The organism is Streptomyces sp. NPDC093089, from assembly GCF_044754405.1.
In the GTDB taxonomy this organism is placed as follows: Bacteria; Actinomycetota; Actinomycetes; order Streptomycetales; family Streptomycetaceae; genus Streptomyces.
In genome coordinates, this window is record NZ_JBIVPA010000004.1 from 171,002 (window position 1) to 196,003 (window position 25,002).

A 25,002-nucleotide genomic window follows, 5' to 3' on the forward strand; every position below is an offset into this window, starting at 1 on the left:
TGTGCGGCATGGGTCACGCGGTGAAGAACACGGGGTACTGGGTGCCTTCGGTCGCCCTCCGGGCGCGCATACCGGGGGCGGAGCCGGCGGTGCTGCTCCTCGATGGGTCGGGCCGGGTCCGCGGGGACGCGGATCTGGTCTTCGAGGAGCAGCCCTCGCACCCGTCGGGGGCGGTGCTGACCGGCCCTTCGGGCTTCGAACTCGATCTGAACGGGGTCGAGTCCGAGGTCGAGCGGATCGTGGTCGCCGGCTGGAGCCGACACGGCGGATTCGGGATCCCCCCGGTGCTGGACGTGGTCGCGCCGGACGGCTCACCCGTCCTCTCCTACGCGCCGGTGGAAGCGCCCGACGTGCCCGCCGTCGCCTTCGGTGTCTTCTACCGGGAGGCGGGCGGCTGGAAGTTCGACGGTCTCGCGGAGGGGTACGGCTCCGGACTCGCCGGGCTCGTCACGGCGTACGGGGTCGAGGTCGCCGAGGACGAGCGGGTACCGGCTCTCGCGCGGCCGGTACGGCTGACCGGTGTGGTGAAGGTTCCGGGCGGGGCTCCTGCCCCCGGCGGGTACCTGCCGGGGTGCTTCCCGCCGCCGGAGCGGCCGTACGAGCTGGTCGACGGCTGGGAGTTCGGCCCGGTCTTCGAGCCCTTCACCGCCGAGGGCCACGGCCACCGGGTGGTCACCGTCGACGCCTCGGTCCCGCCGGGTCCCGTCCTCGTCGAGATGGCGCACGAGGGAGAGGGGTACGTCTCCGTCCATCCGCTCTCCAAGTGGAACAGGGACGAGGAGTTCCTCTTCGCCAACGCGCTGCCCGACTTCCGGGGCTGCAAGATCCTGGAGGCTCCGGAGGGCCGTCCGCTGCGCCTCCGGATCGTCGCCCCGGGCCGGTGGGTGCTGCGGGTGAAGCCGGTCGCGGCGGCCCGCCGCATCGAGACGGTCCTCCACGGCTACGGCCCCGAGCCGATCCTGTACACCGGCCCGGTGGCCGACCTTCAGGTCGACTTCTACGGCTCGCTGGAGATCGACGGGGGATACATCAGCGCCTACACGTACAGGGTGGAGGGCCGCACGACCGTGCCGAAGGACGACGATCTGCTGATGACCGCCAACGGGAAACTGCGGCGGTCGATTCCGCTCCAGGCGGGTCCGCTGGTGCTGCGCTACTACGCGGCGGGCCCGTGGACGCTGACCCTCTTGGACGTCGACAAGGGCCCGTCCTAGTCCAGGTAGCCGCGCAGTTGGTCCGCGTAGGCGTGGTCCCGCAGTTTGGTGAGGGTCTTGGACTCGATCTGGCGTATGCGTTCGCGCGTCACGCCGAAGATGCGCCCTATCTCCTCCAGGGTGCGGGGCCGGCCGTCGTCGAGTCCGTAGCGGAGCTGGACGACCTTGCGTTCGCGCTCGCCGAGGGTGGAGAGGACGTCCTCCAGGTGGCGGCGGAGCAGCAGGAAGGCGGCGGACTCGACGGGTGAGGCGGCGTCGCCGTCCTCGATGAGGTCGCCGAGTGCGACGTCGTCCTCCTCGCCGACGGGGGCGTGCAGGGAGACCGGTTCCTGGGCGAGGCGGAGGACCTCGCCGACGCGTTCGGGGGCCAGGTCGAGCTGGGCGGCGACCTCCTCGGCGGTGGGTTCGTAGCCGCGCTCCTGGAGCATGCGGCGCTGGACGCGGATGACCCGGTTGATGAGTTCGACGACGTGCACGGGGACGCGGATGGTCCGGGCCTGGTCGGCGAGGGCCCGGGACATCGCCTGGCGGATCCACCAGGTGGCGTACGTCGAGAACTTGTAGCCGCGCGCGTAGTCGAACTTCTCCACGGCCCTGATGAGGCCGAGGTTCCCCTCCTGGACGAGGTCGAGCATGGTGAGGCCGCGGCCCACGTACCGCTTGGCGACGGAGACGACGAGGCGGAGGTTGGCCTCGATCAGCTTCCGCTTGGCGATCCGGCCGAGGACGACGATCCGGTCGAGGTCACCGGCCAACCGGGTGTCCAGATCAGGGGTGTTGGCGAGCTTCTCCTCGGCGAAGAGCCCCGCCTCGACCCGGCGGGCGAGCTCGACCTCCTCCTCGGCGGTGAGCAGCGGGATGCGGCCGATCTCGCGGAGGTACTGGCGGAAGAGGTCGGAGGAGGGGCCGTTGCCGCCGAGGTCGGTCCTGCGCCGCTGGACCGGGACCTCGGGGCGTTCGGCCTGCTCGTCCGGTTCGGTGGTCTGGATCTCGGTCTGCACGGCGGGCGACCTCCAGGTGGGGCGGAACGGCACCGTCACCCAGTGTGGGGTACGACACATCGCCGCCACGAGGGGCGTGCGGTGACTTTTTGAGTCCGTTCCGTGACCGTGGGTCAGAGTGCGGCGGCGCCGTTGTTCCGGAGGGACTGGCCGTACTGGGTGAGCACCCACAGTTCGTTCTGGACGGCCGCGAGCTGCTCCGGGTCGCCGTGCGCGCCGAGCCGGGCGAGGGTGCCCTGGACGTCGCGGATGCGGCGGTCGACGGCGCGGAGCCGGACCGTGACGAGCTGGTCGCCGGCGTAGGCCTCGTCGACGTTCTTGGCGAAGATCGTCTCGACGGCGAGTTCGGTGACGAGGGAGCGGACCGTGTCGTTGGGGGCGGCCTCGCGGACGGTGTCGAGGTAGTCGGAGGGCGCGCCGGTGGCGCCGCCCGCGTCCTGGACGCACTGGCGGACGGCCGCGTACGGCGGGGCGGTGAACTCGTCGATGCCGTACGCGTCGAAGGCCGGGGAGACCAGTTCGGGGCGCTGGAGGGCGAGCTTGAGGAGTTCGCGCTCGGTGCGGTGGGCGGGGCTGCGCAGGTTGAGCGCGGGCCCGGAGGGGGCGGTCGGCGGGGCCGGGGTGTCGTAGCCGCGCTGCGGGGCGGGCTGTGCGGGGCCCTTGCCGCCGCGGTCGCGGGCCCAGCGGGCGAGCTGGGCGACGCGCTTGACGACGAACTGGGTGTCGAGGATGCCGAGCATGCCGGCGAGCTGGACGGCGACCTCGTGCTGGGCGCCGATGTTCTTGATGCGGGCGACGACGGGCGCGGCCTCGTCGAGGGCGGCGGCCCGGCCGGCCGGGGTCTCCAGGTCGTAGCGCTTCACGATCTGGCGGAGCGCGAACTCGAAGAGCGGGGTGCGGGGCTGGACGAGTTCGGCGACGGCCGCGTCGCCCTTGGCGAGCCGGAGTTCGCAGGGGTCCATGCCGTCGGGGGCGATGGCGATGTACGTCTCGGCGGCGAACTTCTGGTCGTCCTCGAAGGCGCGCAGGGCGGCCTTCTGGCCGGCGGCGTCGCCGTCGAAGGTGAAGATGACGCGGGCCGAGCCGTTGTCCATGAGGAGCCGGCGGAGGATCTTGATGTGGTCGCCGCCGAAGGCGGTGCCGCAGGTGGCGATGGCGGTGGTGACGCCGGCGAGGTGGCAGGCCATGACGTCGGTGTAGCCCTCGACGACGACGGCCCGGCTGACCTTGGCGATGTCCTTCTTGGCCAGGTCGATGCCGTAGAGCACCTGGGACTTCTTGTAGATCGGCGTCTCGGGGGTGTTGAGGTACTTGGGCCCGTTGTCGTCGTCGCGGAGCTTGCGCGCGCCGAAGCCGACGACCTCGCCGCCGACGTCCCTGATCGGCCACATGAGGCGGCCGCGGAAGCGGTCGATGGGGCCGCGCCGGCCGTCCTGGGAGAGGCCGGAGACGATCAACTCCTTGTCGGAGAAGCCCTTGCCGCGGAGGAAGCGGGTCAGGTGGTCCCAGCCGGCCGGGGAGTAGCCGACGCCGAAGTGCTCGGCGGCGGCCTGGTCGAAGCCGCGCTCGGCGAGGAACTTCCGGCCGATCTCGGCCTCGGCGGAGCCGAGTTGGTCGACGTAGAACTGGGCGGCGACCTTGTGCGCCTCGATCAGGCGGATGCGCTCGCCGCGCTGGTGGCCCGGGTTGTAGCCGCCCTCTTCGTACCTCAGGGTGATGCCCGCCTTGGCGGCGAGGCGCTCGACCGTCTCCGAGAAGGAGAGGTGGTCGATCTTCATCACGAAGGCGATGGTGTCGCCGCCCTCCTGGCAGCCGAAGCAGTGGAAGAGTCCCTTGCTGGGGCTGACCTGGAAGGAGGGCGACTTCTCGTCGTGGAAGGGGCAGAGGCCCTTGAGGTTCCCGCCGCCCGCGTTGCGCAGCTGGAGGTACTCGGACACGACGGCGTCGATCGGGACCGCGTCCCGTACCGCCTTCACGTCGTCATCGTTGATCCTGCCTGCCACGCGTGAAGTCTACGTGGGGGCGGAGGTGATCAGATCAGGCTCTCCAGGGGTACGGAGGGGTCGGCGAGGGCGTCGGGGTCCACGGCCGTGCGGGAGCGGATGAGCTGCTGGATCGGCTCTGTGACGTCCCACACATTCACGTTCATGCCGGCGAGGACCCGGCCCTCCTTGAGCCAGAAGGCGATGAACTCGCGCTTCCCGGTGTCGCCGCGGACCACCACCTGGTCGTACGAGCCGGGCGGCGCCCAGCCCGAGTACTCCATGCCCAGGTCGTACTGGTCGGTGAAGAAGTAGGGCACCCGGTCGTACGAGACGTGCTGCCCGAGCATGCCGCGGGCGGCGGCCGGGCCGCCGTTCAGGGCGTTGGCCCAGTGCTCGACGCGGAGCCGGGTGTGCAGGCGCGGGTGGAGTGCGGCGGCCACGTCCCCGGCCGCGTAGATGTCGGGGTCGGAGGTGCGCAGCGACGCGTCGACGGCGATGCCGCCGCCGTCGGCGCGGTCGACGAGGGCCAGCCCCGCGTTCTCGGCGAGGGCGGTGCGGGGCGCGGCGCCGATCGCGGCGAGCACGGCGTGCGCCGGGTGCTCCTCGCCGTCGTCGGTGCGGACGGCGAGGACCATGCCGTCCTGGCCGACGATCTCGGTGAGCCGGGCGCCGAAGTGGAAGCGGACGCCGTGGTCGGTGTGCAGGTCCGCGAAGAGCTGGCCGAGCTCGGGGCCGAGGACCCGGTGCAGCGGGGTCGGGTCGGCCTCGACGACGGTGACCTCCGCGCCGTAGCCCCGGGCCGCCGCCGCGACCTCCAGGCCGATCCAGCCGCCGCCGGCGATCACCAGGTGGCCGTTGTCCCGGCCGAGGCCGGCGAGGACCTGGCGGAGCCGGTCGGCGTGGGCGAGCCGGCGCAGGTGGTGGACGCCGGCCAGCTCGGTGCCGGGGATGTCGAGGCGGCGCGGCTCGGCGCCGGTGGCCAGCAGCAGCTTGTCGTAGCGGATGACGGTGCCGTCGCCGAGGCGCACGGTGCGGTCCTCGCGGTCGACGGCGGTGACGGACTGGCCGAGGTGCAGCTCGACGTCGTTCGCCGCGTACCAGGCGGCCTCGTGGACGAAGACGCCGTCGCGCTCCTTCGCGCCGGTCAGGTAGCCCTTGGACAGGGGTGGGCGCTCGTAGGGGTGGTCGCGTTCGTCTCCGATCAGGATCACCCGGCCGTTGAACCCCTCGGCCCGCAAGGTCTCCGCCGCTTTGGCCCCTGCCAGGCCCCCGCCGACGATGACAAAGGTCTGATCTGCGTCGACCACGTCGTTTCCTCCTCTTTGCGACCGCTTCCAACCTACGCCCCCCGGCGTTCGTCGGGCCGTTCCGGCTCGGGGCGTGCATGCGAGCGTCCCGCACGGAGGGAGGGGAGGGAAGAGGACCTACCCGCCGTGGCGGCGGAAGCGGTCGTGGAGGGCGCGGGCGGAGGCGTCGGTGAGGTTGGCGATCTGGTCGACGATGACGCGCTTGCGCGCACGGTCGTCGCGGGCCGCGTCGAACGCCGCCCGGAACTGCGGTTCGAGACCGTCCGGGGCGCGGGCGACGAGTGCCTCGGCGAGTTCCGCGACGACGATCCGCTGGTCGGCGCGGAGGGCCTCCTGCTCGGCGCGCTGCATCACGTACCGGTCGGCGACGGCCTTGAGGACCGCGCACTCGTTGCGCGCCTCGCGCGGCACCACGAGTTCCGCGGCGTAGCGGGTGAGGCGCCCGGATCCGTACCGCTCGCGGGTGGCGCCCTCGGCCGCGAGGCAGAACCGGCCGATCAGCTGGCTGGTGGCGTCCTTCAGCCGGGCCTGGGCGACGGCCGAGCCGTCGTATCCGTGCGGCCACCACTCCTGGTCGACCAGCCGGTCGAGCGCGTCCGCGAGCTCCTGCGGATCGGTGTCCTCCGGTACGTAGCGGCCGATGGCGACCGCGAAGACGTCGGCGCGCTCGGGCTCGGCCAGCAGCAGGTTCGGGTCGATGTGACCCGCGTGCAGACCGTCCTCGAAGTCGTGGACCGAGTACGCCACGTCGTCGGACCAGTCCATGACCTGCGCCTCGAAGCACTTCCGGTGGGCCGGCGCGCCCTGCCGGATCCATCCGAAGACCGGCAGGTCGTCCTCGTACACCCCGAACTTCGGCGAACCGGGGTCCTCGGGGTGCCCGCCCCGCACCCACGGGTACTTGGTGGCCGCGTCGAGCGCGGCGCGGGTCAGGTTGAGGCCGACGCTGACCAGGTCCCCGTCGGCGTCCTTCACGAACCGCTTCGGCTCGATGCGGGTGAGCAGGCGCAGCGACTGCGCGTTCCCCTCGAAGCCGCCGCAGTCCTTCGCCACGTCGTTGAGCGCCTGCTCGCCGTTGTGCCCGAACGGCGGGTGGCCCATGTCGTGGGACAGGCAGGCGGCCTCGACGAGGTCCGGGTCGCAGCCGAGCGCGGCGCCCAGCTCCCGGCCCACCTGCGCGCACTCCAGGGAGTGGGTCAGCCGGGTGCGGGGGCTGGCGTCCCAGGCGTGGCTGCGGGTGCCGGGCGTGACGACCTGGGTCTTCCCCGCGAGCCTGCGCAGCGCCGCGGAGTGCAGGACACGGGCCCGGTCGCGCTGGAAGGCGGTGCGGCCGGGGCGTTTGTCGGGCTCCGCCGCCCAGCGGTCGGTCGCGGCGGAGTCGTAGCCCGGGGTGTCGGTGGTGGTGTCCTGTCCTGAGGTGTCCGTGATGCCTTCCATGCGTCGACGGTAACCGGAGGGACCGACAGAAGCGCTCAGATGGCGGCGAGTTCCCGCGCGGGGGTGGTCGTACGGGCGGCCGTGCGGGCGGCCGGGTGCGCGGTCGTGTGCGACGCGGCCGGGTGCGCGGTCGTACGGGCCCGGTCGTAGCGGTGCAGGACGAGGCGGGCGAGGGCCGGGTGGGCGCCGAGCGGGTCCGCGGCGATCCAGGAGGCGTGGGCGGCGGCCCGGGTGGCGAAGAGGCCGGGCGCCGTGAAGCAGGAGGCGACCGCGACCCGGTGGCGGCCCCGGGCGGCCAGGGCCCGTACGGCTTCGGCGACGGTGGGCGCGGCGGCGGAGGCGTACGCGGGCACGACCGGGACGCCCCCCAGGCGCTCGCCGAGCAGCGCGGCGATCCGCCGGATCTCGGCCCCCGACCGCGGGTCCCGCGAGCCCGCCGACGCGAGCACCACCCCGGTGTCCCGGGCCCGCCCGTCCCCCGGCTCCCAGCCCGCCTCGGCGAGCCGCCCCACGAGCGCCTCGACCAGCAGCGGGTGCGCCCCCAGCGGCTCCGCCACCACGGCCCGGAGCGCGGGCGCCGCGGCGACGGCGGCGGGCAGGTCGTGCGTGACGTGGTGGCCGGGCGCGAACAGCAGCGGGACGAGCACCGCGTCCCGGCCCTCCGCGGCGACCTCCGCGAGCGTGTCGTCCAGCAGCGGCGCGTTCAGCTCTATGTGCGCCAGGCGTACGTCGAGCCCGGGGCGCAGCTCCCTGACCCGCTCCAGCAGGCGGCCCAGCGTGGCCCTCGCCCGGGGGTCCCTGCTGCCGTGGCCGACGGCGAGGAGCGTGGGGGCGGGTGCGGCCGGTGCGGGGGTGGTGCGGCCCTGTCCGGCGAGGGTGGGGACGTTCATGGCCGGCGTGCCTCCTCGTCGTGTCTCTCGTGCGGCTCGGGCTTCTCGCGCCGCTCGGGTGTCTCGTGCTGCTCGGGCGGCTCGGGTGTCTCGCGCCGCCCGTGTTCTTCGTGCTGCTCGTGTTTCCGCTGCCGGCGGTCGTACGGACGCACCTCGGCCGGTCGCGCCGCGAGCCGTCCGGCTCCGTCCGTGTGCCGATCCTGACGGGGGCGCGTTGCCTCGCCGTTTCGGCCGCGTGACGTGTCTTTGCCGCCGCCTCACGCGTCCCGGCCCCCGCCTGCCAGCCGGGCCGCGCGGGCCGGTGTGGCATCCCGGCGGCAGGGCGCCGAGAATGGGAGGGCCGGACGGGGCGCGAGGGCACCCGGGGATCCGGCAGGGACCCAGGTGATCGCGCATGTGCCGCTGGCTCGCGTACTGGGGGACGCCGGTGCTGCTCGACACCATCCTGTACAGGCCGACCCACTCCCTGATCGACCAGAGCCTGCACTCCAAACTCGGCGTGGAGACCACCAACGGCGACGGGTTCGGCGTCGGGTGGTACTCGGCGCACAACGACACCCCCGCGCTGCTGAGGGACGTCGGCCCCGCCTGGAACAACCGCAACCTGCGGGAGCTGGCGGACCACGTCAGGTCCCCGTTGTTCTTCGCCCACATCCGGGCCTCGACCGGGACGGCCGTGCAGCAGTCGAACTGCCACCCCTTCCGGTACGGCCGCTGGATGTTCATGCACAACGGAGCCGTCGAAGGGTTCCCGGTCGTCCGCCGCGACCTCACGATGCTCGTCGCCCCCGGGCTGTACACGAACATCGAGGGCACCACGGACTCCGAGGTGATGTTCTACCTGGCCCTCACCTACGGGCTCGACGAGGACCCGCCCGGCGCGGTCGCGAGGATGGCGGGCGTGGTGGAACGGGTCTGCCGGGAGCACGGGGTGGAGTTCCCCCTCCAGATGACGCTCGCCCTCACCGACGGCGAGCGCGTCTGGGTCTTCCGCTACTCCAGTGCGCGCGCCTCCCGGTCGCTGTTCTACAGCAGCCGGGTGGACGCCCTGCGCAGGCTCCACCCGGACCTCGGGTTCCTGCAGCACGTGTCCGGGGACACCCGTCTCGTCGTCTCGGAACCCCTCGGGGACCTGCCCGGGGCCTGGAACGAGGTGCCGGAGAACAGCTACGGCGTCGTCCAGCCCGGGAACGACGAGCTGCACCGCTTCGCGCCCGCGGCGGCGTGACGCCCCGCGGGGAGGAGGCCCCCCAGTGCTGCGACCGGAAAGGTTTGCCGGTCACAGCACTAGCTGCTCAGCCAGACGCGGAGGGGGCCGGCGGGGGTGAAGCCGGTGGCGAGGGCCGGGGGGAGGTCGGTGGCGGATTCGTAGCCGACGAGGGGGCGGTCGGCGGGGGCGGCGGAGAGCGCGCCGGCCCAGACGTCGGAGGGGTCGGTGTCGCCGGCGGCGAAGAGGTTGGAGAGGCCGGTGACGCGCGCGCTCGCGGTGAGGACGGCGCCGCCGAGGATCCGCCCGTCGGGGTCGTATCCGGCGACGACCGTGGTGGCGGGGTCGGCGAGGAGTCCGGGGCGGAAGAGCTCCGCGTCCTCGGCGTCGTCGCCGCTCCAGGCGAGGGCCCAGGCGGCGAGTTCGTCCGGGGTGCGGGCGGGGCGCCAGTCTCCGGGGGCCTGGGGGGCGGGGAGGCCGGCGGGGCGGGCGATCCACTGGGCTTCGAAGAGGAGCTGGAAGCCTTCGGCGGCGAGGTCGAGGCGGGCGAAGCTGTCCTTGACGGAGGCGCCGGGGGTGCTGCGGTCGATGCCGGTGAGGACGTCCTCGACCCCGGCGTCCTCGGTCAGGGTGACCGCGTCGGGGTAGTAGAGCGGGGTTCGGCGGTCGCTGGTCCAGCTGCGGGGCCCGAAGGCGCCGGTCAGGCCGTGGGCGTGGCACATGGCCTGGCACCACTCGGCGTTGTTGCGGACCGCGTCCCCGAGGACGTCGTCAGTGATCATGGGCGGATGGTACGGGTCCGCGCTCCTTCCCCTCCCCTCTTTTTTCGTTCCGAATCACGGAATATCTTTTCCGTTATGAGAATGCCCCTGCCCGTGCTCCCCTCTCCCGCGCTCCCCTCTCCCGCGCTCCCCCGGCGCGCCGCCGCCGAGTTCGTCGGCACCGCCGCCCTCGTCGCCGTGATCGTCGGCTCCGGCATCCGCGCCGACTCCCTGAGCCAGGACGTCGGTGTCCGGCTGCTGGCCAACGCCGCCGCGTCCGCCCTCGGCCTCGGCCTGCTGATCGCGCTGATCGGTCCGCTGTCCGGGGCGCACTTCAATCCGGTCGTGACGCTCTCGGAGTGGTGGTCGCGGCGCCAGGAGCGGGGCGGCCGGGAGGCCCTCGTCTACATCGCCGCCCAGCTCGCCGGAGCCGTCGCGGGCGCGCTGCTCGCCGAGGCCATGTTCGGGCGGGCGCCGGGCGCCTGGGCGAGCGAGCCGCGGTCCGCGCCGCACCTGCTCCTCGGGGAGGCCGTCGCCACCGCGGGCCTCGTCCTCGTCGTGCAGGGGCTGCGCCGCATCGGGCGCCCGGGCCTCGCCCCCGTCGCGGTGGCGGGGTACATCGGGGCGGCGATCTGGTTCACCTCGTCCGGGTCGTTCGCCAACCCGGCGGCGACGGTCGGCCGCGCGTTCTCCGACTCGTTCACCGGCATCGCGCCCGGGTCGGTGCCGGCGTTCGCCGCGGCCCAGCTGCTGGGGATGCTGCTCGGGATGGCGCTGGCCGGTGTGTTGTACGGAACACCCCGGGCCGCCGGTGAACCGAACGCCGCCGAGGCGCGTCGGACGGGGTGACAGTCCCTCACCGATCCGCACCCCACGGAGGTTCCCGCATGCCGGCACCGGCACGGCTCGCCCGGCTGATCCCCCGCACGACCCGGGCCCGCCGCCGGACCGTCCAGGCCGTGGTGCTGGGAGCGGTGCTCGCGCTCGCCCCGGCCACCTGGATGCACACCGCCGCGTCCGGCAAGCTGCGGACGACCGCCGACGTGCCGGCCCGGGACGTCGCCGTGGTGTTCGGCGCCGGGCTGTGGAACGGGCGGCCCACGCCGTACCTAGCGCACCGGCTCGACACGGCGGCCGAGCTGTACCGGACGGGCAAGGTGCGGGTACTGCTGGTCACCGGCGACAACAGCAGGACCGCGTACGACGAGCCGAGCGCGATGCGGACGTACCTCACCGCGCGCGGGGTGCCGGACGGCCGGATCGTGAGCGACTACGCGGGCTTCGACACCTGGGACTCGTGCGTGCGGGCCCGGAAGGTGTTCGGCGTGGACCGGGCGGTGCTCGTGACGCAGGACTTCCACGTCAAGCGGGCCGTCGCGCTGTGCGGCCGGGCGGGCGTGGACGCGTACGGGGTGGGGGTCGCCGAGCCCCACGACCGCACCTGGTACTACGGCACCACGCGGGAGCTGTTCGCGGCGGGCAAGGCGGCGCTCGACGCCGGTCTGCGCCCGGACCCGCACTTCCTCGGGCCGCGGGAGGACGGGGTCGCCCAGGCACTGTCCGGAAAGTAGCGCCGCCCGCCCGCGAGCCGGGCGGGTCCTTCCGGACGGGGTCGCCCAGGCCCTGTCCGGAAAGCAGCGCCGCCCGCCCGCGAGCCGGGCGGGTCCTTCCGGACGGGGCCGAGGCCCTCTCCTCACCTCGGGACCCGCCGTGAGCTGAGCGGAGAGCACCGCGCCCGTAATAAGCGGCGCGGCCCGGCGTAACACTGCGGACGCATGCTGGCCGCATGTCCGACACCACCGCGGTTCCCACCCACTGCCCCTACTGCGCCCTGCAGTGCGGCATGTCGCTCCGCCCCACCGGCGTCCCGGAGCTGCCCGCCGAGGTGGTCGAGCGGACCGGTTTCCCCGTCAACCGGGGCGCGCTGTGCGGCAAGGGCCGCACCGCCCCCTCCGTACTCTCCTCCCGGGTCAGGCTCACCGAGCCCCTGGTCCGATGCCCTGACTCGGGGGCCCTGCGGCCCGCGACCTGGGAGGAGGCCCTCTCCGCCGTCGCCGAGGGGCTGTCCCGGACCCGCGCCGACCACGGCTCCGACGCCGTGGGGGTCTTCGGCGGCGGCGGTCTCACCAACGAGAAGGCGTACACGCTGGGCAAGTTCGCCCGGCTCGTCCTCGGCACCTCGCAGATCGACTACAACGGCCGCTTCTGCATGTCGTCGGCGGCGGCCGCGCACCAGCGGGCCTTCGGCCTCGACCGGGGACTCCCCTTCCCCCTGGAGGACATCCCGAAGACGGGCTGCGTGATCCTCGTCGGCTCCAACCTCGCCGAGACGATGCCGCCCGCGCTGCGCTACCTCACCGAGCTGCGGGAGAACGGCGGAAAACTGATCGTCGTCGACCCGCGCCGCACCCGCACCGCCGAGCAGGCCGACCTGCACCTGGCGCCGCGCCCCGGCACGGACCTCGCGCTCGCCCTCGGCATGCTCCACCTCGTGGTGGCCGAGGGCCGGGTCGACGAGGAGTTCGTCGGGGAGCGCACCGAAGGCTGGGCGGCGGCGCGCGCCGGGGCGATGTCGCACTGGCCCGAGCAGGTCGAGCGGATCACCGGGGTGTCCGTGCCGCAGCTGCGGGAGGCGGTCGCGATGTTCTGCGACGCCGGGAGCGGCATGGTGCTGACGGCACGCGGCCCCGAGCAGCAGTCCAAGGGCACCGACACGGTGGGCGCCTGGATCAACCTCTGCCTGGCCACCGGCAGGGCGGGCCGGCCGCTGAGCGGTTACGGCTGCCTCACCGGCCAGGGCAACGGCCAGGGCGGCCGCGAGCACGGCCAGAAGGCCGACCAGCTGCCCGGCTACCGCAAGCTCGACGACCCGGCCGCCCGGGAGCACGTCGCCGGCGTCTGGGGGGTGCCCCCGGAGTCGCTGCCGGGGCCCGGGCGGAGCGCGTACGAGCTCCTCGACGCGCTCGGCGGCGACGTGAAGGCGCTGCTGCTCATGGGCTCCAACCCGGTGGTGTCCGCGCCGCGCGCCGCGCACGTCGAGGGGCGGCTGCGGTCGCTGGACTTCCTCGCCGTCGCGGACGTGGTGCTCTCCGAGACCGCCGAACTCGCCGACGTCGTCCTGCCCGTGACCCAGTGGGCGGAGGAGACCGGCACCATGACGAACCTGGAGGGCCGGGTGCTGCTGCGCCGCCGCGCGCTGACCGCGCCGGAGGGCGTGCGCAGCGACCTGGAGGTCCTGCACGCGCTGGCCGGGCTGCTCGGCTGGGAGAAGGGCTTCCCGACGGACCCGGAGGAGGTCTTCGACGAGCTGCGCCGCGCCTCGGCGGGCGGCCCCGCCGACTACGCGGGCATCAGCTACCGCCGCATCGAGGAGGAGCAGGGCGTGTTCTGGCCCTGTCCGGACCCGGGGCACGCGGGCACGCCCCGGCTGTTCCTCGACCGGTTCGCGACGCCCGACGGGCGGGCCCGGTTCGTGCCGGTCGTGCACCGGGCGGCCGCCGAGGAGACGGACGCCGAGTACCCGGTCGTCCTGACCACCGGCCGGGTCGTGTCCCAGTACCAGTCGGGGGCGCAGACCCGGCGGGTCGACGAGCTGAACGCGGCGGCGCCCGGCCCCTTCGTGGAGCTGCACCCGCGGCTCGCCGAGCGGCTCGGTGTCGCGGAGGGCGAGCGGCTCGCGGTGGTCTCGCGGCGCGGCCGGGCCGTCGCGCCCGCCCGGATCACCACGGCCATCCGCCCGGACACCGTCTTCATGCCGTTCCACTGGTACGGGGAGGGGCGCGCGAACACCCTGGTGAACCCGGCGCTCGACCCGGTCTCCCGGATGCCCGAGTTCAAGGTGTGCGCGGTCCGCCTGGAGCCGGCCGGCTCCGCGGACGCCGCGGACGGCTGACCCGGCCGCCGCGGCCGGACGCGCCCCGCGGCCGACCGGAGGAACCCGAACCGGTCGCCGTCCCCGGCTCGGTCCCTACGGCCTGTTGAACCAGTCGCCGCTCTCGATGAGCGGGCCGAGGGGCGCGTCGGGGGCCGCGAGGAACACCCAGGCGGAGACCCGTGCCGCGTCCCGTACCCGGACGACGTCCATCGCCACCCGCTCGTACCCGACGGGCAGTTCGAGGCGGTCGAGGAGGCCGAAGAGCTCGCCGTAGGTGCCGGGCGCGGGGGTGAGGAGGGTGCCGACCACCTGGCCGTCGTCGGCCGGGACGACGTACGGGTAGCCGGGTCCGTCGTGCAGGACCGCGCCGTGCAGCACGGCGTCCGCCTCGGTGCCGATCCGGCCGGCGAGGAACCGGTCGTGGTTGTACGCGCCCGGGCGCAGCGTCCCGTAGACGAAGAACGGCCGCTCGTCGTCGGCCGGCGCGAGGGCTTCGACCGAGAGGGGCGCCGAGGTCTCCCGCTCGACCCAGCGGGCGTAGTCCTCACTGGCCCGGGTCACCCGGGTGGCGACGATCTCGGGCGTCTCGTAGTCGTGCGCGGCGACGAGGTGCGCCTCCAGGGCCGGGTAGCGGGCCTCGGTGGTCTTGAGGACGACCTGCCACTCCTCGGTGGTCTCGATCGCCCCCCGCCAGTGGTAGACGGAGGTGACGGGCCCGGAGATCTGCGCGCAGGCGGCGAGCCGGGCCTCGACGGCGCCGCGCGCCAGGGCGTCGGCCTTGGCGCGCGTGTCGGTGGTGGTGCGGACGGTGACGATCACGCCTCCACCGTAGGGGCGAACTGCGCCGCGTGCAGCCGGGCGTACGCGCCGCCCGCCGCGAGGAGTTCCTCGTGCGTGCCCTGTTCGGCGATCGACCCGCCGTCCATGACGAGGATGGTGTCGGCGTCCCTGATCGTGGAGAGCCGGTGGGCGACGACGAAGCTGGTGCGGCCCGCGCGGAGCGAGGACATGGCCTGCTGGACGAGGAGCTCGGTGCGGGTGTCGACGGAGCTGGTGGCCTCGTCGAGGACGAGGATCACCGGGTCGGACAGGAAGGCGCGGGCCAGGGTGACCAGCTGCTTCTCGCCGGCGCTGAGTCCTCCCCCGTCCTCGTCGAGGACGGTGTCGTAGCCGTCGGGCAGGGTGCGGACGAAGCGGTCGGCGTGCGCGGCCCGCGCGGCCTGGACGATCCGCTCCCGTGACACCTCGCCGGGCACCCCGTAGGCGATGTTGTCGGCGATGGTGCCGCCGAAGAGCCAGGTGTCCTGGAGGACCGTGCCGATGCCGGAGCGCAGTTCCTCGCGGGTCATCCGGGCGATGTCCACCCCGTCGAGGGTGATGCGGCCGCCGGTCACCTCGTGGAAGCGGAGGAGGAGGTCGACCAGGGTCGTCTTGCCGGCGCCGGTCGGGCCGACGACGGCGACGGTCCGGCCCGGCTCCACGGTGAGCGACAGGTCCTCGATGAGCGGCTTGTCGGCCTCGTGGCGGAAGGCGGCCTTCTCGAAGGAGACCCGGCCCAGGAGCTCGGCGGGCTTCTCCGGCCGGGCCGGCTCGGGGGACTCCTCCTCGGCGTCGAGGAGGTCGAAGACCCGCTCGGCGGAGGCCACGCCGGACTGGAGGAGGTTGGCCATGGCGGCGACCTGGTTGATGGGGCCGTTGAAGTCGTACGAGTACTGGACGAACGCCTGGACGTCGCCGACGGTCAGGCTGCCGCTCGCCACCCGCAGGCCGCCGGCCACGGCGACGACGACGTAGGTGAGGTTCCCGACGAGGGTCAGGGCCGGCTGGATGAAGCCGGACACGAACTGGGCGCGGAAGCCCGCCCGGTACAGCTCCTCGCCGAGCTCGTCGAAGCGGCGGACGGCCTCGGCGCGGCGGCCGAAGGCGACGACCTCGGTGTGGCCGGTGATCATCTCCTCCACGTGGCCGCCGAGCCGGCCGGTGACCGCCCACTGCTTCACGAACTGCGGCTGGGCCCGTTTGCCGACGAAGGCGGCCACGGCGACCGAGACGGGCACGGTGGCGAGGGCGACGAGGGCGAGCACCGGGGAGATCCAGAACATCATCAGGAGGACGCCGACCAGGCTGAGCAGGGCGCGCGTCATCTGGCTGAAGGCCTGCTGGAGGGTCTGCGTGACGTTGTCGATGTCGTTGGTGGTGCGGGAGAGGACCTCGCCGCGCGGCTGCCCGTCCAGGTAGGTCAGGGGCAGCCGGGCCAGCTTGTGCTGGGCCCGCTCCCGGAGCCGGTGGCCGGCCCGCTGGACGAGGGTGGTGGCGATCCGCAGCTGGACCCAGGTGAACAGCGACGAGCCGGCGACGACGGCGACGGAGAGGGCGAGGATCCGTCCGACGGCGGGGAAGTCGACGCCGGCGGGCCCGCCGGCCCCGGCGACGACGAGGTCCGTGGCGCGGCCGAGGAGGAGCGGGCCGAGGACGGACAGGGCGACGGCCGTGGCCCCGGCGGCGACGACGGCGAGCAGGCGGGCCCGGTCGGGGGCGAGGGTGCGCAGCAGGCGGAGGCCGGAGGACCGGAAGGAGAGCGAGCGTTCGGGGGAGGGGCCGGAGGGGGCGGACGGGCCGGGGCCGCGCTGGGGCGGGGGTCCGGTGCGGGCGGGGGCGGCGGGGCTCGGGGTGCGGGTCGCCGTGGCCGTGCTCATGCGGCTTCCTCCTCGGTGAGCTGGGAGAGGACGATCTCCCGGTAGGTGGCGTTGTCCCGCATGAGGGACGTGTGGGTGCCGGTGCCGACGGTCCGGCCCCGGTCGAGGACGACGATCCGGTCGGCGTGCCGGACGGTGGAGACGCGCTGGGCGACGATCACCACGGTCGAGTCCGCCGTCTCCGCGCGGAGCGCGGCCCGGAGCAGGGCGTCCGTCCTCGGGTCCAGTGCGGAGAAGGAGTCGTCGAAGAGGTAGAGGCGGGGGCGGGCGACGAGGACCCGGGCGATGGCGAGCCGCTGCCGCTGTCCGCCGGAGAAGTTGGTGCCGCCCTGGGAGACGGGCGCGTCGAGCTTCTCGTCGAGGTCGCGGACGAAGTCGGCGGCCTGGGCGACCTCCAGGGCGTGCCAGAGTTCCTCGTCGGTGGCGTCGGGCCTGCCGTAGCGGAGGTTGGTGGCGACGGTCCCGGAGAAGAGGTACGGCTTCTGGGGTACGAGGCCGACCGTCTCGGCCACCAGCCGGGGGTCGAGTCTGCGGACGTCGACGCCGTCGACGAGGACCTCGCCGCCGGTGGCGTCGAACAGCCGGGGCACGAGCCCGAGGAGGGTCGACTTGCCGCTGCCGGTGGAGCCGATGATCGCGGTGGTCTCACCGGGCCGGGCGACCAGCCCGACGTCCGTGAGGACCGGCTCCTCCGCGCCCGGGTACCGGAAGCCGACGCCCTCGATGTCCAGCCGGCCGGGGCCGGGGAGCACCCGGACGGGGTCGGCGGGCGGGGCGACGGAGGGGACGGTGTCGAGGACCTCGCGGACGCGTTCGGCGCCGGCCTCGGCCCTCGGCATGTGCATGAGCAGGAAGAGGACCATCATCACGGACATGGAGGTCTGGAGGAGGTAGCCGAGGAAGGCGAAGAGCCCGCCGGGCTGGAGGGCTCCGGAGTCGATGCGGTGGGCTCCGACGTAGACGAGGGCGACGGTGGTCAGCTGCCAGACGATCAGCACGGTCGGGAACATGAGGGCCTGGAGCCGGCCGGCCCGGAGCCCGACGGCGAGGAGGTCGTCGTTGGCCGCGGCGAAGCGTTCCCGCTCGTGCCGGTCGCGGACGAAGGCGCGGACCACCCGGACGCCGGCGATCTGCTCGCGCAGCACCCGGTTGGTCCGGTCGACGCGCTCCTGCATGCCGCGGAAGAGGGGCCGCATCCGCAGGACGACGGTGCCGACGGCGCCGGTCATCACGGGCACGAACAGCAGCAGGACGAGGGCGAGCGGTACGTCCTGGCGCAGGGCCATGGCGATCCCGCCGGCGCACAGCAGGGGCGCGGCGACCAGCATCGTCAGGGCGAGCACGGCGAACGTCTGGATCTGCTGGACGTCGTTGGTGGTACGGGTGATCAGCGAGGCGGCGCCGAAGCGGCCGCGCTCCCGGGCGGAGAAGTCCTGGACCCGGCGGAAGACCTCGGAGCGCAGGTCACGGGCGACGCCCAGGGCGATCCTGGCCCCGGTGCAGGTGGCGGCCGCGGCCGCCACCGCCTGGAGCAGGGTGACGGCGATCATCACGGCGCCGCCGCCGAGGACACGGTCGGTGTCCCCGCGCAGGACGCCGTGGTCGATGACGCCGGCGTTGAGGGCGGGCAGGGCGAGGGAGGCCAGGGACTGGACGAGCTGGAGGGCGACGAGGAGGACGAGGAGGGGCCGGTAGGGCCTCAGGCGGGGGGCGAGGAGACGCAGCAGCATGGCGGGGGGTCCTCACGAGCCGTACGGGCGGACGGACTTGGCGTCCTTCAGGGCGCGTCCCCACCAGCCGAGCTGGTCGAGGAGCACCTTGGCCGCGCCTTCGGCCGCGGCGGGGTCCTGGAGGCGGCCGTCCTGGTCGAACCGCCCGTGGGCGTTGTGGAAGGAGACGGTGTCGCGGACGGTGACGGCGTGCATCTCGGCGAAGACCTGGCGGAGTTGTTCGACGGCGCGCAGGCCGCCGGAGACGCCGCCGTAGGAGACGAAGCCGACGGGCTTGGCCTGCCATTCGGTGTAGTGCCGGTCGATGAGGTTCTTGAGGGACGCGGGGAAGGAGTGGTTGTACTCGGGGGTGAGGACGACGAAGGCGTCGGCGTCGGCCAGGACCGGGGAGACCTTGGCGAGTTCGGCCCGGACGGCCGGCGACGGGTCGTGGGAGAGGGAGGTCGGGAGGTCGACCTCGGCGAGGTCGACGACGGTGGCGGCGAAGTCCTCGCGTCCGGCGAGGCGGGAGCGGAACCAGTCGGCGACGACCGGCCCGAAGCGGCCTTCGCGGTCGCTGGCGACGATCAGGGCGAGGCTCAGGGGGGTCGAAGGGGCGGCGGGCGAGGTGGAGTTCGTGAGGTCCATGCGGATGATCGTGGTACCTCGAGTTTGGTTGAGGTCAAGCGCCGCTTCCGGGGCACTCCGAGGGGCCCTTCCCCGGCCCGTACGGTGAGGGCATGACCACGCCTCCCCCGTACATCGAGATCGACGGCGCCCCGGCGGCCGACCCGGAGCTGCTGGCCGCCGTCATGACCGGCTTCGGCCATTTCACGGCCATGCAGGTGCGGGACGGCCGCGTGAAGGGGCTCGGCCTCCACCTCGCCCGCCTCGACCGCTCGACCCGGGAGCTCTTCGGCCGGGGGCTGGACGGCGACGAGGTCCGGGCCCTGGCCGCCGGAGCCCTGGAGGCGGCCGGGCGGCGGGACGCCTCCCTGCGGGTGTACGTGTACCCGGGCGTCCGCGTCGCGGTGACCGTCGCCGCCCCCGCCCCGGACGGCCTCGGCGCCCCGCAGCGGCTGGCCACCGCCGAGTACTGGCGCCCCGCGCCGCACATCAAGCACCTCGGCGGCTTCGGCCAGAGCTACCACCGCGAGGCGGCCGTGCGCGCCGGCTTCGACGAGGCCCTGCTGACCTCCCCGTACGGCGAGGTCGCCGAGGGTGCCGTCACCAACATCGCCTTCTGGGACGGCACTTCGGTGGTGTGGCCGTCGGCGCCCTGCCTGGAGGGCATCACCATGGCGCTCCTCGAAGCCCGCCTGGAGTCGGTCCGCCGCCCGGTGACCCTCGCCGACCTCCCCGGCTTCCGCGCCGCCTTCGTGACCAATTCCAGGACGATCGCCGCCGTCACCGCGATCGACGGGACCACGTTCCCGGTGGACGGGGAGCTGATGCGGCGGGTGCACGCGGCGTACGGGTCCGTGGAGGGGGAGGCGCTCGGGACAGCCGGGTCACCCGTTCGGCACGGACTGTCGGACGGTGCCCTGTAACCCGTTCTGACCTGCGGAAACGTCGAGGATCCAGTCGACACTCCGTATCGGACGGCCCAATCCTGATGCACCATCAGCAGGCGGGGGGCGCGGCGCGGCCTTTACCTCGGTCACAGAAGGTCGATTCCGGGATGTCCCTCCCGGGAGGACCGCCCGGCATGACCGCTCGCGCGCCCCGGAGGATCCCCATGCGCACCACTGCCCGCCTGCTCACCGGTACCGCGCTGACGGTCGTCGCGCTCGGGGCGTTCGCCGCCCCGGGGGCGTACGCGAACAACGAGAAATCCGAGTCGCTGGAGATCTTCCCGTCGTCCGCCTCGCCCGGCACCACCGTCACCGTCAACACCCTCGCCTGCGGCAAGAACGGGCACGGGGTCGGGGACGCGAACTCGCTCGGCGCGGGCGAGTTCCAGCTGAATCCGAGCACGCACAAGGACGTCGTGGTCGGGCAGTTCCACGTGCCGGAGCACGCCAAACCCGGCACCCACTGGATCAGCGTGGCCTGCGACAACGGCAGGACCGCCCGGGGCGAGATGAACGTGAAGCACCGGAGTCCGAGCGGGCACGTACAGACCGGTGTCGGGGGCAGTGTGGGCCCCGACACCGCCCAGGTCACGGCGGGCGCGGCGGTGCTGGCCGCGGCTGCCGTCGGCGGTGTCTGGCTCCTGCGCCGCCGGGCGAGCGGCGCGCAGGGGCACTGAGACGACCGCCCGTCCTGCCCCCGCCGCGTGCCGGAGACGGCCCGGCGGGGGCAGGGCCACATCCGTGAACCGACCGAGGGGACCGAGGTGAGCAACAGGAGCAAGGGCTGGGGCATAGCCGTGGCCGCCTGCGTCGGGATCTGGCTCGTCCAGAACGGCTCGGAGGGCGTCACCCCGCCCGTGCCGTCCGCCGCCCAGGCCTTCGCCGCCGGGCCGAGCGTGCACACGGACGCGGCCGCCGATCCGCTGCCGCCGTCGGCGCCGGTCCGGCTGCGCATCCCGGAGACCGACGTGGACACCCCGATGATGCGGCTGGGCCTCGGTGCGAACGGCGCGCTCGACGTGCCGCCGGCCGGGAACCGGAACCTGGCCGGCTGGTACGGGGACGGCACCGCGCCCGGGGCGAAGGGGACCGCGATCGTCGCGGGCCACGTCGACAACGCCGACGGTCCCGCCGTGTTCTACACGCTGGGCGCGCTGAAGAAGGGGCACCGGATCGAGGTGGACCGGCAGGACGGCCGTACCGCCGTCTTCACGGTCGACGCGGTCGAGGTGTACGACAACGAGCACTTCCCGGACCGGAAGGTGTACGACGAGGCCGACCGGGCCGAGATCCGGGTGATCACCTGCGGGGGCGGCTTCTCGGAGAAGAACGGCTACCAGGGCAACGTGGTCGCCTTCGGCCACCTCATCGGCGTCAGGTAGCGGGCGGTCACGCCCACTGGTCGAAGGCGAGCTTCGCGACCAGCGAGAAGACCACGACGATCAGCACGCCGCGGACGAACTCGGCGCCCTTGCTCAGCGCCATCCGGGCCCCGAGCATGCCGCCCGCCAGGTTGAAGACCGCCATGACGGCGGCGAGCCGCCAGTACACGCTGCCCTGGTGGGCGAACATGGCGAGCGCGCCCGCGTTGGTGCAGACGTTGACGATCTTGGAGGTGGCGGAGGCGGTCACCAGGTCCAGGTGGAGCACGGCGGTGAGCGCGAGGACGAGGAAGGTGCCGGTGCCGGGGCCGAACAGGCCGTCGTAGAAGCCGATGCCGCCGCCGACGACCACGATCGCGGTGACGATCCTGGCCCGGGTCAGCGGTGCCCGGTCCTCCCCCTCGGGCTTCACGCCGAAGGACGGCCGCAGCATCACGAAGGCCGCGACCGCGAGCAGCACCACCATGATCACCGGGCGCAGGACCTCGCTGCTGATGCCGGCCGCGAAGAACGCGCCGCACATGGAGCCGACGAGGGCCGCGAGTCCGATCCGCACCGCCGTCCCCACCTGGACGGGCGCCTTGCGGAGGTAGGTGACGGCGGCCCCGGTGGTGCCGACGATCGAGACGGCCTTGTTGGTGCCGAGGATGTGCGCGGCCGCGACGTGCGGCAGACCGAGCAGCAGGGCGGGCAGCTGGAGCAGCCCGCCGCCGCCCACCACGGCGTCGATCCAGCCCGCCACGAGCGCGGCGAGGCAGAGCAGGACAAGGGTGGTCAGCGATATCTCGGGCATGGCCGTGACCCTACGGAGGAGATCGTTGCCCCGTCCATTGATCACCTCATCGTTGAGCCAACTCTGAGGTTGCCGCGCCCGGCTCCCGGTCCGGGGCCGGCGGGGCGGCCGGTGTGACGACCGCCGTGAGCAGGGTCGCGGCGAGTGCTCCGGTGCCGAGGAGGGCCGCGGCGAGCCGTCGGCGGACGAGCTCGGCGGAGGGGTGCGGCGCGCTGTGTCTAGCCATGGTCGAAGTCCTCGCTGTGGATGCGGGAGGCCGGTACGCCGGCCCGGAGCAGGGAGTCGGTCGCGGCCCGGGACATCCCGGGCGGGCCGCACAGGTACACGTCGTGGGCGGCGATTTCGGGCACCAGGTCGCGCAGCGCGCGGGGTGCGAGGGGGTCGAAGGCGCCGTCCGAGGGGCCGAGCAGGAAGTGCAGGGCGGCCTGCCGTTCGCGGGCGATGGCCTCCAGTTCGGCGCGCAGGACGAGGCCGGCCTCGTCGGAGGCGCGGTAGAGGAGGGTGACGTCGCCGGGCCCGCCGGGCAGCGTCTCGAAGAGGGCGCGCAGCGGGGTGACGCCGACGCCGCCGGCGAGCAGGAGGACCTTGCGGCGGGTGCGGCGGTGGGCGGTGAGCGCGCCGAACGGACCCGCGGCGAGGACGCGGGTGCCGGGGCGGAGCCGGCGGATGCGGCGGGTGTGGTCGCCGAGGGCCTTGACGGTGATGCGCAGGGTGTCGTCGCGGACGGGGGCGGAGAGGGAGAAGGGGAGGGCGGTCGCCCAGAGGCCGCGCCGCAGGAAGCGCCAGCGGAAGAACTGGCCGGGTTCGGCGCACAGCCGGGCCACTCCCCTGCCCCGGACGAGGACGGAGACGACGCCGGGTCCCTCGTCGCGGACCTCGGCGACCCGCAGTTCGTGGCGGAACGCGGCCCGGACGGGGACGACGAGCCGGTACCAGAGGAGGAGGACGGCGACGGTGGCGTGGGCCATCGACCACAGCCAGCGGGTGGCGAGTCCGCCGGCGAGGTCGGGTCCCGCGAGCTGGTGGACGAAGCCGAGCGCGGCGGCGAGGAGGGCGCTCAGGTGGATCGCCCGCCAGGTCTCGTGCCGGACCCTGCTCCGTACGGCCCGGGCGGAGGTGACGCCGACGGCGACGAACAGGGCGGTGCCCGCGGTGGCGGTGGCGATGGCCCCGTAGGAGAGGAGGTCCCCGGTGGCGGTGACGAGGTCGGTACGGGTGTGGACGGCGTATCCGCAGAGCGCGAGGAGCGCGTGGGCGCCGATCAGGCCGAGGGTGTACCGGCCGCCGACCGCGTGCCAGCGGGCGAGCCGGTCGGCGCCGACGCCGTGCTCGACGGCCGGGATCCGGGCCATGAGCAGGAGGAGGACGAGGACGCCGTAGCCGGCGAGGAGGCCGGTGAGGTGGGCGCCGGTCGCGAAGAACGCGTCGAGCCGGGCGGACGGCCGGGCCTGGACTCCCCAGAGCAGGCCGAGGGCCCCCGCCCCGGCGACGATCCCGTTCCGCAGCCGCTCGGGGGCGAGCCGCGGCGCGGGGGCGGGGGCGGGGTGCGCGGCGGGGGCGAGCCGCGGCGCCGGGGCGGGGTGCGCGGCAGGGGCGGGGTGCGCGGGCGGGACGGGGGGCACGGGCGGGACGGGGGGCACGGCAGCGGTGGGGTGCGCGGGCGGGGCGGGGGGAGGCAGCCGGGTCGGCTCCGGTCCCCGGGCGGCCGCGGCCGCGGGGGACGGCTCGGCGCGGAGGGGTACGTAGAGGGGGTGGGGGCGGGCCTCGATGGTCACATCCGGCACCCTAGGGCCGCCCGTATACGGGAATCCGCGGCTCGGTCCGCTCCCCCCGATCCTTAAGGCGGGCTTGAGTCGAGGCTGATCGCCGGTTAATCCTCCGGGGCCCTCACAGCGCGCCGGGGCGGTGGCTGAGATCAGCGTTCCGTACGGGAAACAGTCGGGATGCCGTCGGGTAACACCGGCCGCGCACTCTTCCGGGTATGAGTACACGGATCGTGGTGGTCGGGGGCGGAACGGCGGGCGCCCGGCTCGCCCAGCGCCTGCCCGTCACCCTCCTCGGCGAGGAGTCGCACGCACCGTACAACAGGGTGCTGCTCGCCGATGTCCTCGCCGGGCGGTACGCCCCCGAGGTCATCGCCCTGCCCGAGGCCCGCGAGCCGGCCCGGCTCGGGGTGCGGGCGGTGCGGATCGACCGGGCGGCCCGCACGGTGGAGTGCGCGGACGGCTCCCTCGTCGGCTACGACCGGCTGGTCCTCGCCACCGGCTCCAACCCGGTGCTGCCGCCGCTGCGCGGCCTGCGCGGGGCGGCCCTGCCGGACGGCGTCCACCCGTTCCGCACCCTCGACGACTGCCTGGAGCTGCGCTCCGTGGTCCGGCCCGGCGTGCGGGCGGTGGTCATCGGCGGAGGGCTCCTCGGGGTCTCGGCGGCGCGGGCGCTGGCCTCGCTCGGCGCCGAGGTGGTCCTGACCCAGCAGGGCGAGCGCCTGATGGAACGCCAACTCGACGCCCACGCCTCGGTCCTGCTCCGCGAGCACGTCGAGTCCCTCGGCGTCGAGGTGCACACCGAGTGCCGCGTGAGCGGCCTGCGGCAGCGCGACGGGGCCGTCACGGCCGTCGAGATCGCCGACGGCTTCGTGCTCGACGCCCAGGTCGTCGTCCTCGCCTGCGGGGTGCGGCCCCGCGTCGCCCTCGCCCGCGAGGCGGGGCTCGACGTCGCCACCGGCGTCGTCGTCGACGACGAGCTCCGCACCTCCGACCCGTACATCCACGCGATCGGCGACTGCGCCGAGCACGCGGGCCGGAACTACGGCCTCGCCGGCCCGGCGGTCGAACAGGCCGACGTGCTGGCGGACCTGCTCACGGCCGAGCTGCCGGGCGCCCGCTACACCGGCACCCGCGCCCTCACCCGTCTCACCCTCGGCGGTGCGCAGCCGCTGGACCTCGCCGCGTTCGGCGAGGTCACGGCCCGGCCGGGCGACGACGTCGTCCAGCTGACCGACGCCACGCGCAGCGCCTACCGCAAGGTCGTCGTCCGCGGTGACCGGCTCGTCGGGGGCGTCCTCCTCGGCGATCTGGCCGCGGTCGGCTCGCTCGCCCAGGCGTGGGAGGGCGACGAAGCCCTTCCCGACGCCCCCCTGCTCCACCTGCTCACCCACGACGGAGGCTCCTGA

At 74.1% G+C, this 25,002-nt stretch carries 22 protein-coding genes; 9 read left to right on the forward strand and 13 right to left on the reverse strand.

Features of this window, described 5'->3' with window-relative positions; genetic code table 11:
- The first annotated feature begins 8 nt into the window (after positions 1–8).
- The gene (locus tag ACIQFX_RS10805) at positions 9–1,214 is read left to right on the forward strand and encodes a TerD family protein (RefSeq protein WP_402460942.1); all 1,206 of its coding nucleotides are present in this window, start codon (positions 9–11) and stop codon (positions 1,212–1,214) included.
- Here the strand turns inward: ACIQFX_RS10805 and ACIQFX_RS10810 are convergent.
- From ACIQFX_RS10810 to ACIQFX_RS10830, 5 genes are all read right to left on the reverse strand, one after another.
- The gene (locus ACIQFX_RS10810) at positions 1,211–2,215 is read right to left on the reverse strand and encodes an RNA polymerase sigma factor (RefSeq protein WP_376485400.1); all 1,005 of its coding nucleotides are present in this window, start codon (positions 2,213–2,215) and stop codon (positions 1,211–1,213) included. The two genes, ACIQFX_RS10805 and ACIQFX_RS10810, sit on opposite strands and share 4 nt — an antisense overlap.
- Positions 2,216–2,328: 113 nt before the next feature.
- Complete coding sequence (gene dnaG, locus ACIQFX_RS10815) at positions 2,329–4,218, reverse strand: DNA primase (RefSeq protein ID WP_402460943.1); 1,890 nt, start codon at positions 4,216–4,218, stop codon at positions 2,329–2,331.
- A 29-nt stretch (positions 4,219–4,247) separates the two neighbouring features.
- Positions 4,248–5,507, reverse strand: coding sequence for an NAD(P)/FAD-dependent oxidoreductase (locus tag ACIQFX_RS10820; protein WP_402460945.1), 1,260 nt, complete (start codon positions 5,505–5,507; stop codon positions 4,248–4,250).
- A gap of 117 nt (positions 5,508–5,624) precedes the next feature.
- Positions 5,625–6,944, reverse strand: a complete 1,320-nt coding sequence (locus ACIQFX_RS10825; protein WP_402460947.1) for a deoxyguanosinetriphosphate triphosphohydrolase — start codon at positions 6,942–6,944, stop codon at positions 5,625–5,627.
- Positions 6,945–6,979: 35 nt separating this feature from the next.
- Positions 6,980–7,834, reverse strand: coding sequence for a sirohydrochlorin chelatase (locus tag ACIQFX_RS10830; protein WP_402460949.1), 855 nt, complete (start codon positions 7,832–7,834; stop codon positions 6,980–6,982).
- A gap of 394 nt (positions 7,835–8,228) precedes the next feature.
- Between ACIQFX_RS10830 and ACIQFX_RS10835 the strand changes: the two genes are divergently transcribed.
- Entirely contained in the window at positions 8,229–9,062 is an 834-nt protein-coding gene (locus ACIQFX_RS10835) for a class II glutamine amidotransferase (protein ID WP_402460950.1), read from the forward strand.
- Between the two features lie 59 nt (positions 9,063–9,121).
- On the opposite strand, the gene ACIQFX_RS10840 is transcribed toward ACIQFX_RS10835, so the two are convergent.
- Entirely contained in the window at positions 9,122–9,823 is a 702-nt protein-coding gene (locus tag ACIQFX_RS10840) for a hypothetical protein (protein WP_402460952.1), read from the reverse strand.
- A gap of 75 nt (positions 9,824–9,898) precedes the next feature.
- On the opposite strand from ACIQFX_RS10840, the gene ACIQFX_RS10845 reads away from it, so the two are divergent.
- From ACIQFX_RS10845 to ACIQFX_RS10855, 3 genes are all read left to right on the forward strand, one after another.
- Positions 9,899–10,651, forward strand: coding sequence for an aquaporin (locus tag ACIQFX_RS10845; RefSeq protein WP_402460954.1), 753 nt, complete (start codon positions 9,899–9,901; stop codon positions 10,649–10,651).
- Between the two features lie 38 nt (positions 10,652–10,689).
- The gene (locus ACIQFX_RS10850; protein WP_402460956.1) at positions 10,690–11,373 is read left to right on the forward strand and encodes a vancomycin high temperature exclusion protein; all 684 of its coding nucleotides are present in this window, start codon (positions 10,690–10,692) and stop codon (positions 11,371–11,373) included.
- A 215-nt stretch (positions 11,374–11,588) separates the two neighbouring features.
- Complete coding sequence (locus tag ACIQFX_RS10855) at positions 11,589–13,694, forward strand: molybdopterin oxidoreductase family protein (RefSeq protein WP_402460958.1); 2,106 nt, start codon at positions 11,589–11,591, stop codon at positions 13,692–13,694.
- Positions 13,695–13,769: 75 nt separating this feature from the next.
- Here the strand turns inward: ACIQFX_RS10855 and cutA are convergent, their stop codons facing one another.
- Genes cutA through ACIQFX_RS10875 form a run of 4 tightly spaced genes read right to left on the reverse strand, consistent with a single transcriptional unit; the run spans position 13,770 to position 18,729 of the window.
- Positions 13,770–14,495, reverse strand: coding sequence for a divalent cation tolerance protein CutA (gene cutA, locus ACIQFX_RS10860; RefSeq protein WP_402460960.1), 726 nt, complete (start codon positions 14,493–14,495; stop codon positions 13,770–13,772).
- Complete coding sequence (locus ACIQFX_RS10865; RefSeq protein WP_402460961.1) at positions 14,492–16,372, reverse strand: ABC transporter ATP-binding protein; 1,881 nt, start codon at positions 16,370–16,372, stop codon at positions 14,492–14,494. Before ACIQFX_RS10865 ends, cutA begins: the two co-directional genes overlap by 4 nt.
- On the reverse strand, positions 16,369–18,102 hold the full coding sequence (locus ACIQFX_RS10870) for an ABC transporter ATP-binding protein (RefSeq protein WP_402460963.1): 1,734 nt from the start codon (positions 18,100–18,102) through the stop codon (positions 16,369–16,371). The genes ACIQFX_RS10865 and ACIQFX_RS10870 overlap by 4 nt, the downstream gene beginning before the upstream one ends.
- Before the next feature lie 12 nt (positions 18,103–18,114).
- Complete coding sequence (locus ACIQFX_RS10875; RefSeq protein ID WP_402460965.1) at positions 18,115–18,729, reverse strand: NADPH-dependent FMN reductase; 615 nt, start codon at positions 18,727–18,729, stop codon at positions 18,115–18,117.
- Between the two features lie 92 nt (positions 18,730–18,821).
- Between ACIQFX_RS10875 and ACIQFX_RS10880 the strand changes: the two genes are divergently transcribed.
- The 3 genes from ACIQFX_RS10880 to ACIQFX_RS10890 all read left to right on the forward strand — a co-directional run bounded on the left by ACIQFX_RS10880 (position 18,822) and on the right by ACIQFX_RS10890 (position 21,037).
- Complete coding sequence (locus ACIQFX_RS10880; protein ID WP_402460967.1) at positions 18,822–19,631, forward strand: aminotransferase class IV; 810 nt, start codon at positions 18,822–18,824, stop codon at positions 19,629–19,631.
- A 188-nt stretch (positions 19,632–19,819) separates the two neighbouring features.
- Positions 19,820–20,332 (forward strand): hypothetical protein, encoded by a 513-nt coding sequence (locus ACIQFX_RS10885; protein WP_402460969.1) that lies wholly within the window; start codon positions 19,820–19,822, stop codon positions 20,330–20,332.
- 87 nt (positions 20,333–20,419) lie between these two features.
- Complete coding sequence (locus tag ACIQFX_RS10890) at positions 20,420–21,037, forward strand: class F sortase (protein WP_402460971.1); 618 nt, start codon at positions 20,420–20,422, stop codon at positions 21,035–21,037.
- Between the two features lie 7 nt (positions 21,038–21,044).
- On the opposite strand, the gene ACIQFX_RS10895 is transcribed toward ACIQFX_RS10890, so the two are convergent.
- Genes ACIQFX_RS10895 through ACIQFX_RS10905 form a run of 3 tightly spaced genes read right to left on the reverse strand, consistent with a single transcriptional unit; the run spans position 21,045 to position 23,605 of the window.
- Positions 21,045–21,830, reverse strand: a complete 786-nt coding sequence (locus ACIQFX_RS10895) for a sulfite exporter TauE/SafE family protein (protein WP_402460973.1) — start codon at positions 21,828–21,830, stop codon at positions 21,045–21,047.
- Positions 21,831–21,876: 46 nt separating this feature from the next.
- Positions 21,877–22,056 carry a hypothetical protein gene (locus ACIQFX_RS10900; protein WP_402460974.1) on the reverse strand — a complete coding sequence of 60 codons (180 nt, stop codon included), beginning with the start codon at positions 22,054–22,056 and terminating at the stop codon, positions 21,877–21,879.
- Positions 22,049–23,605, reverse strand: coding sequence for a ferric reductase-like transmembrane domain-containing protein (locus ACIQFX_RS10905; protein ID WP_402460976.1), 1,557 nt, complete (start codon positions 23,603–23,605; stop codon positions 22,049–22,051). The genes ACIQFX_RS10900 and ACIQFX_RS10905 overlap by 8 nt, the downstream gene beginning before the upstream one ends.
- Before the next feature lie 206 nt (positions 23,606–23,811).
- Here ACIQFX_RS10905 and ACIQFX_RS10910 point away from each other — a divergent pair, with 206 nt between their 5' ends.
- Complete coding sequence (locus tag ACIQFX_RS10910; RefSeq protein ID WP_402460978.1) at positions 23,812–25,002, forward strand: NAD(P)/FAD-dependent oxidoreductase; 1,191 nt, start codon at positions 23,812–23,814, stop codon at positions 25,000–25,002.

Bases quoted from the DNA above. Each gene is read 5' to 3' on its own strand.
- ACIQFX_RS10805 (WP_402460942.1), top strand. From the start codon at position 9: ATGGGTCACGCGGTGAAGAACACGGGGTACTGGGTGCCTTCGGTCGCC.
- ACIQFX_RS10825 (WP_402460947.1), bottom strand. From the start codon at position 6,944: ATGGAAGGCATCACGGACACCTCAGGACAGGACACCACCACCGACACC.
- ACIQFX_RS10830 (WP_402460949.1), bottom strand. From the start codon at position 7,834: ATGAACGTCCCCACCCTCGCCGGACAGGGCCGCACCACCCCCGCACCG.
- ACIQFX_RS10835 (WP_402460950.1), top strand. From the start codon at position 8,229: ATGTGCCGCTGGCTCGCGTACTGGGGGACGCCGGTGCTGCTCGACACC.
- ACIQFX_RS10840 (WP_402460952.1), bottom strand. From the start codon at position 9,823: ATGATCACTGACGACGTCCTCGGGGACGCGGTCCGCAACAACGCCGAG.
- ACIQFX_RS10845 (WP_402460954.1), top strand. From the start codon at position 9,899: ATGAGAATGCCCCTGCCCGTGCTCCCCTCTCCCGCGCTCCCCTCTCCC.
- ACIQFX_RS10850 (WP_402460956.1), top strand. From the start codon at position 10,690: ATGCCGGCACCGGCACGGCTCGCCCGGCTGATCCCCCGCACGACCCGG.
- ACIQFX_RS10855 (WP_402460958.1), top strand. From the start codon at position 11,589: ATGTCCGACACCACCGCGGTTCCCACCCACTGCCCCTACTGCGCCCTG.
- ACIQFX_RS10865 (WP_402460961.1), bottom strand. From the start codon at position 16,372: ATGAGCACGGCCACGGCGACCCGCACCCCGAGCCCCGCCGCCCCCGCC.
- ACIQFX_RS10870 (WP_402460963.1), bottom strand. From the start codon at position 18,102: ATGCTGCTGCGTCTCCTCGCCCCCCGCCTGAGGCCCTACCGGCCCCTC.
- ACIQFX_RS10875 (WP_402460965.1), bottom strand. From the start codon at position 18,729: ATGGACCTCACGAACTCCACCTCGCCCGCCGCCCCTTCGACCCCCCTG.
- ACIQFX_RS10880 (WP_402460967.1), top strand. From the start codon at position 18,822: ATGACCACGCCTCCCCCGTACATCGAGATCGACGGCGCCCCGGCGGCC.
- ACIQFX_RS10885 (WP_402460969.1), top strand. From the start codon at position 19,820: ATGCGCACCACTGCCCGCCTGCTCACCGGTACCGCGCTGACGGTCGTC.
- ACIQFX_RS10895 (WP_402460973.1), bottom strand. From the start codon at position 21,830: ATGCCCGAGATATCGCTGACCACCCTTGTCCTGCTCTGCCTCGCCGCG.
- ACIQFX_RS10900 (WP_402460974.1), bottom strand. From the start codon at position 22,056: ATGGCTAGACACAGCGCGCCGCACCCCTCCGCCGAGCTCGTCCGCCGA.
- ACIQFX_RS10910 (WP_402460978.1), top strand. From the start codon at position 23,812: ATGAGTACACGGATCGTGGTGGTCGGGGGCGGAACGGCGGGCGCCCGG.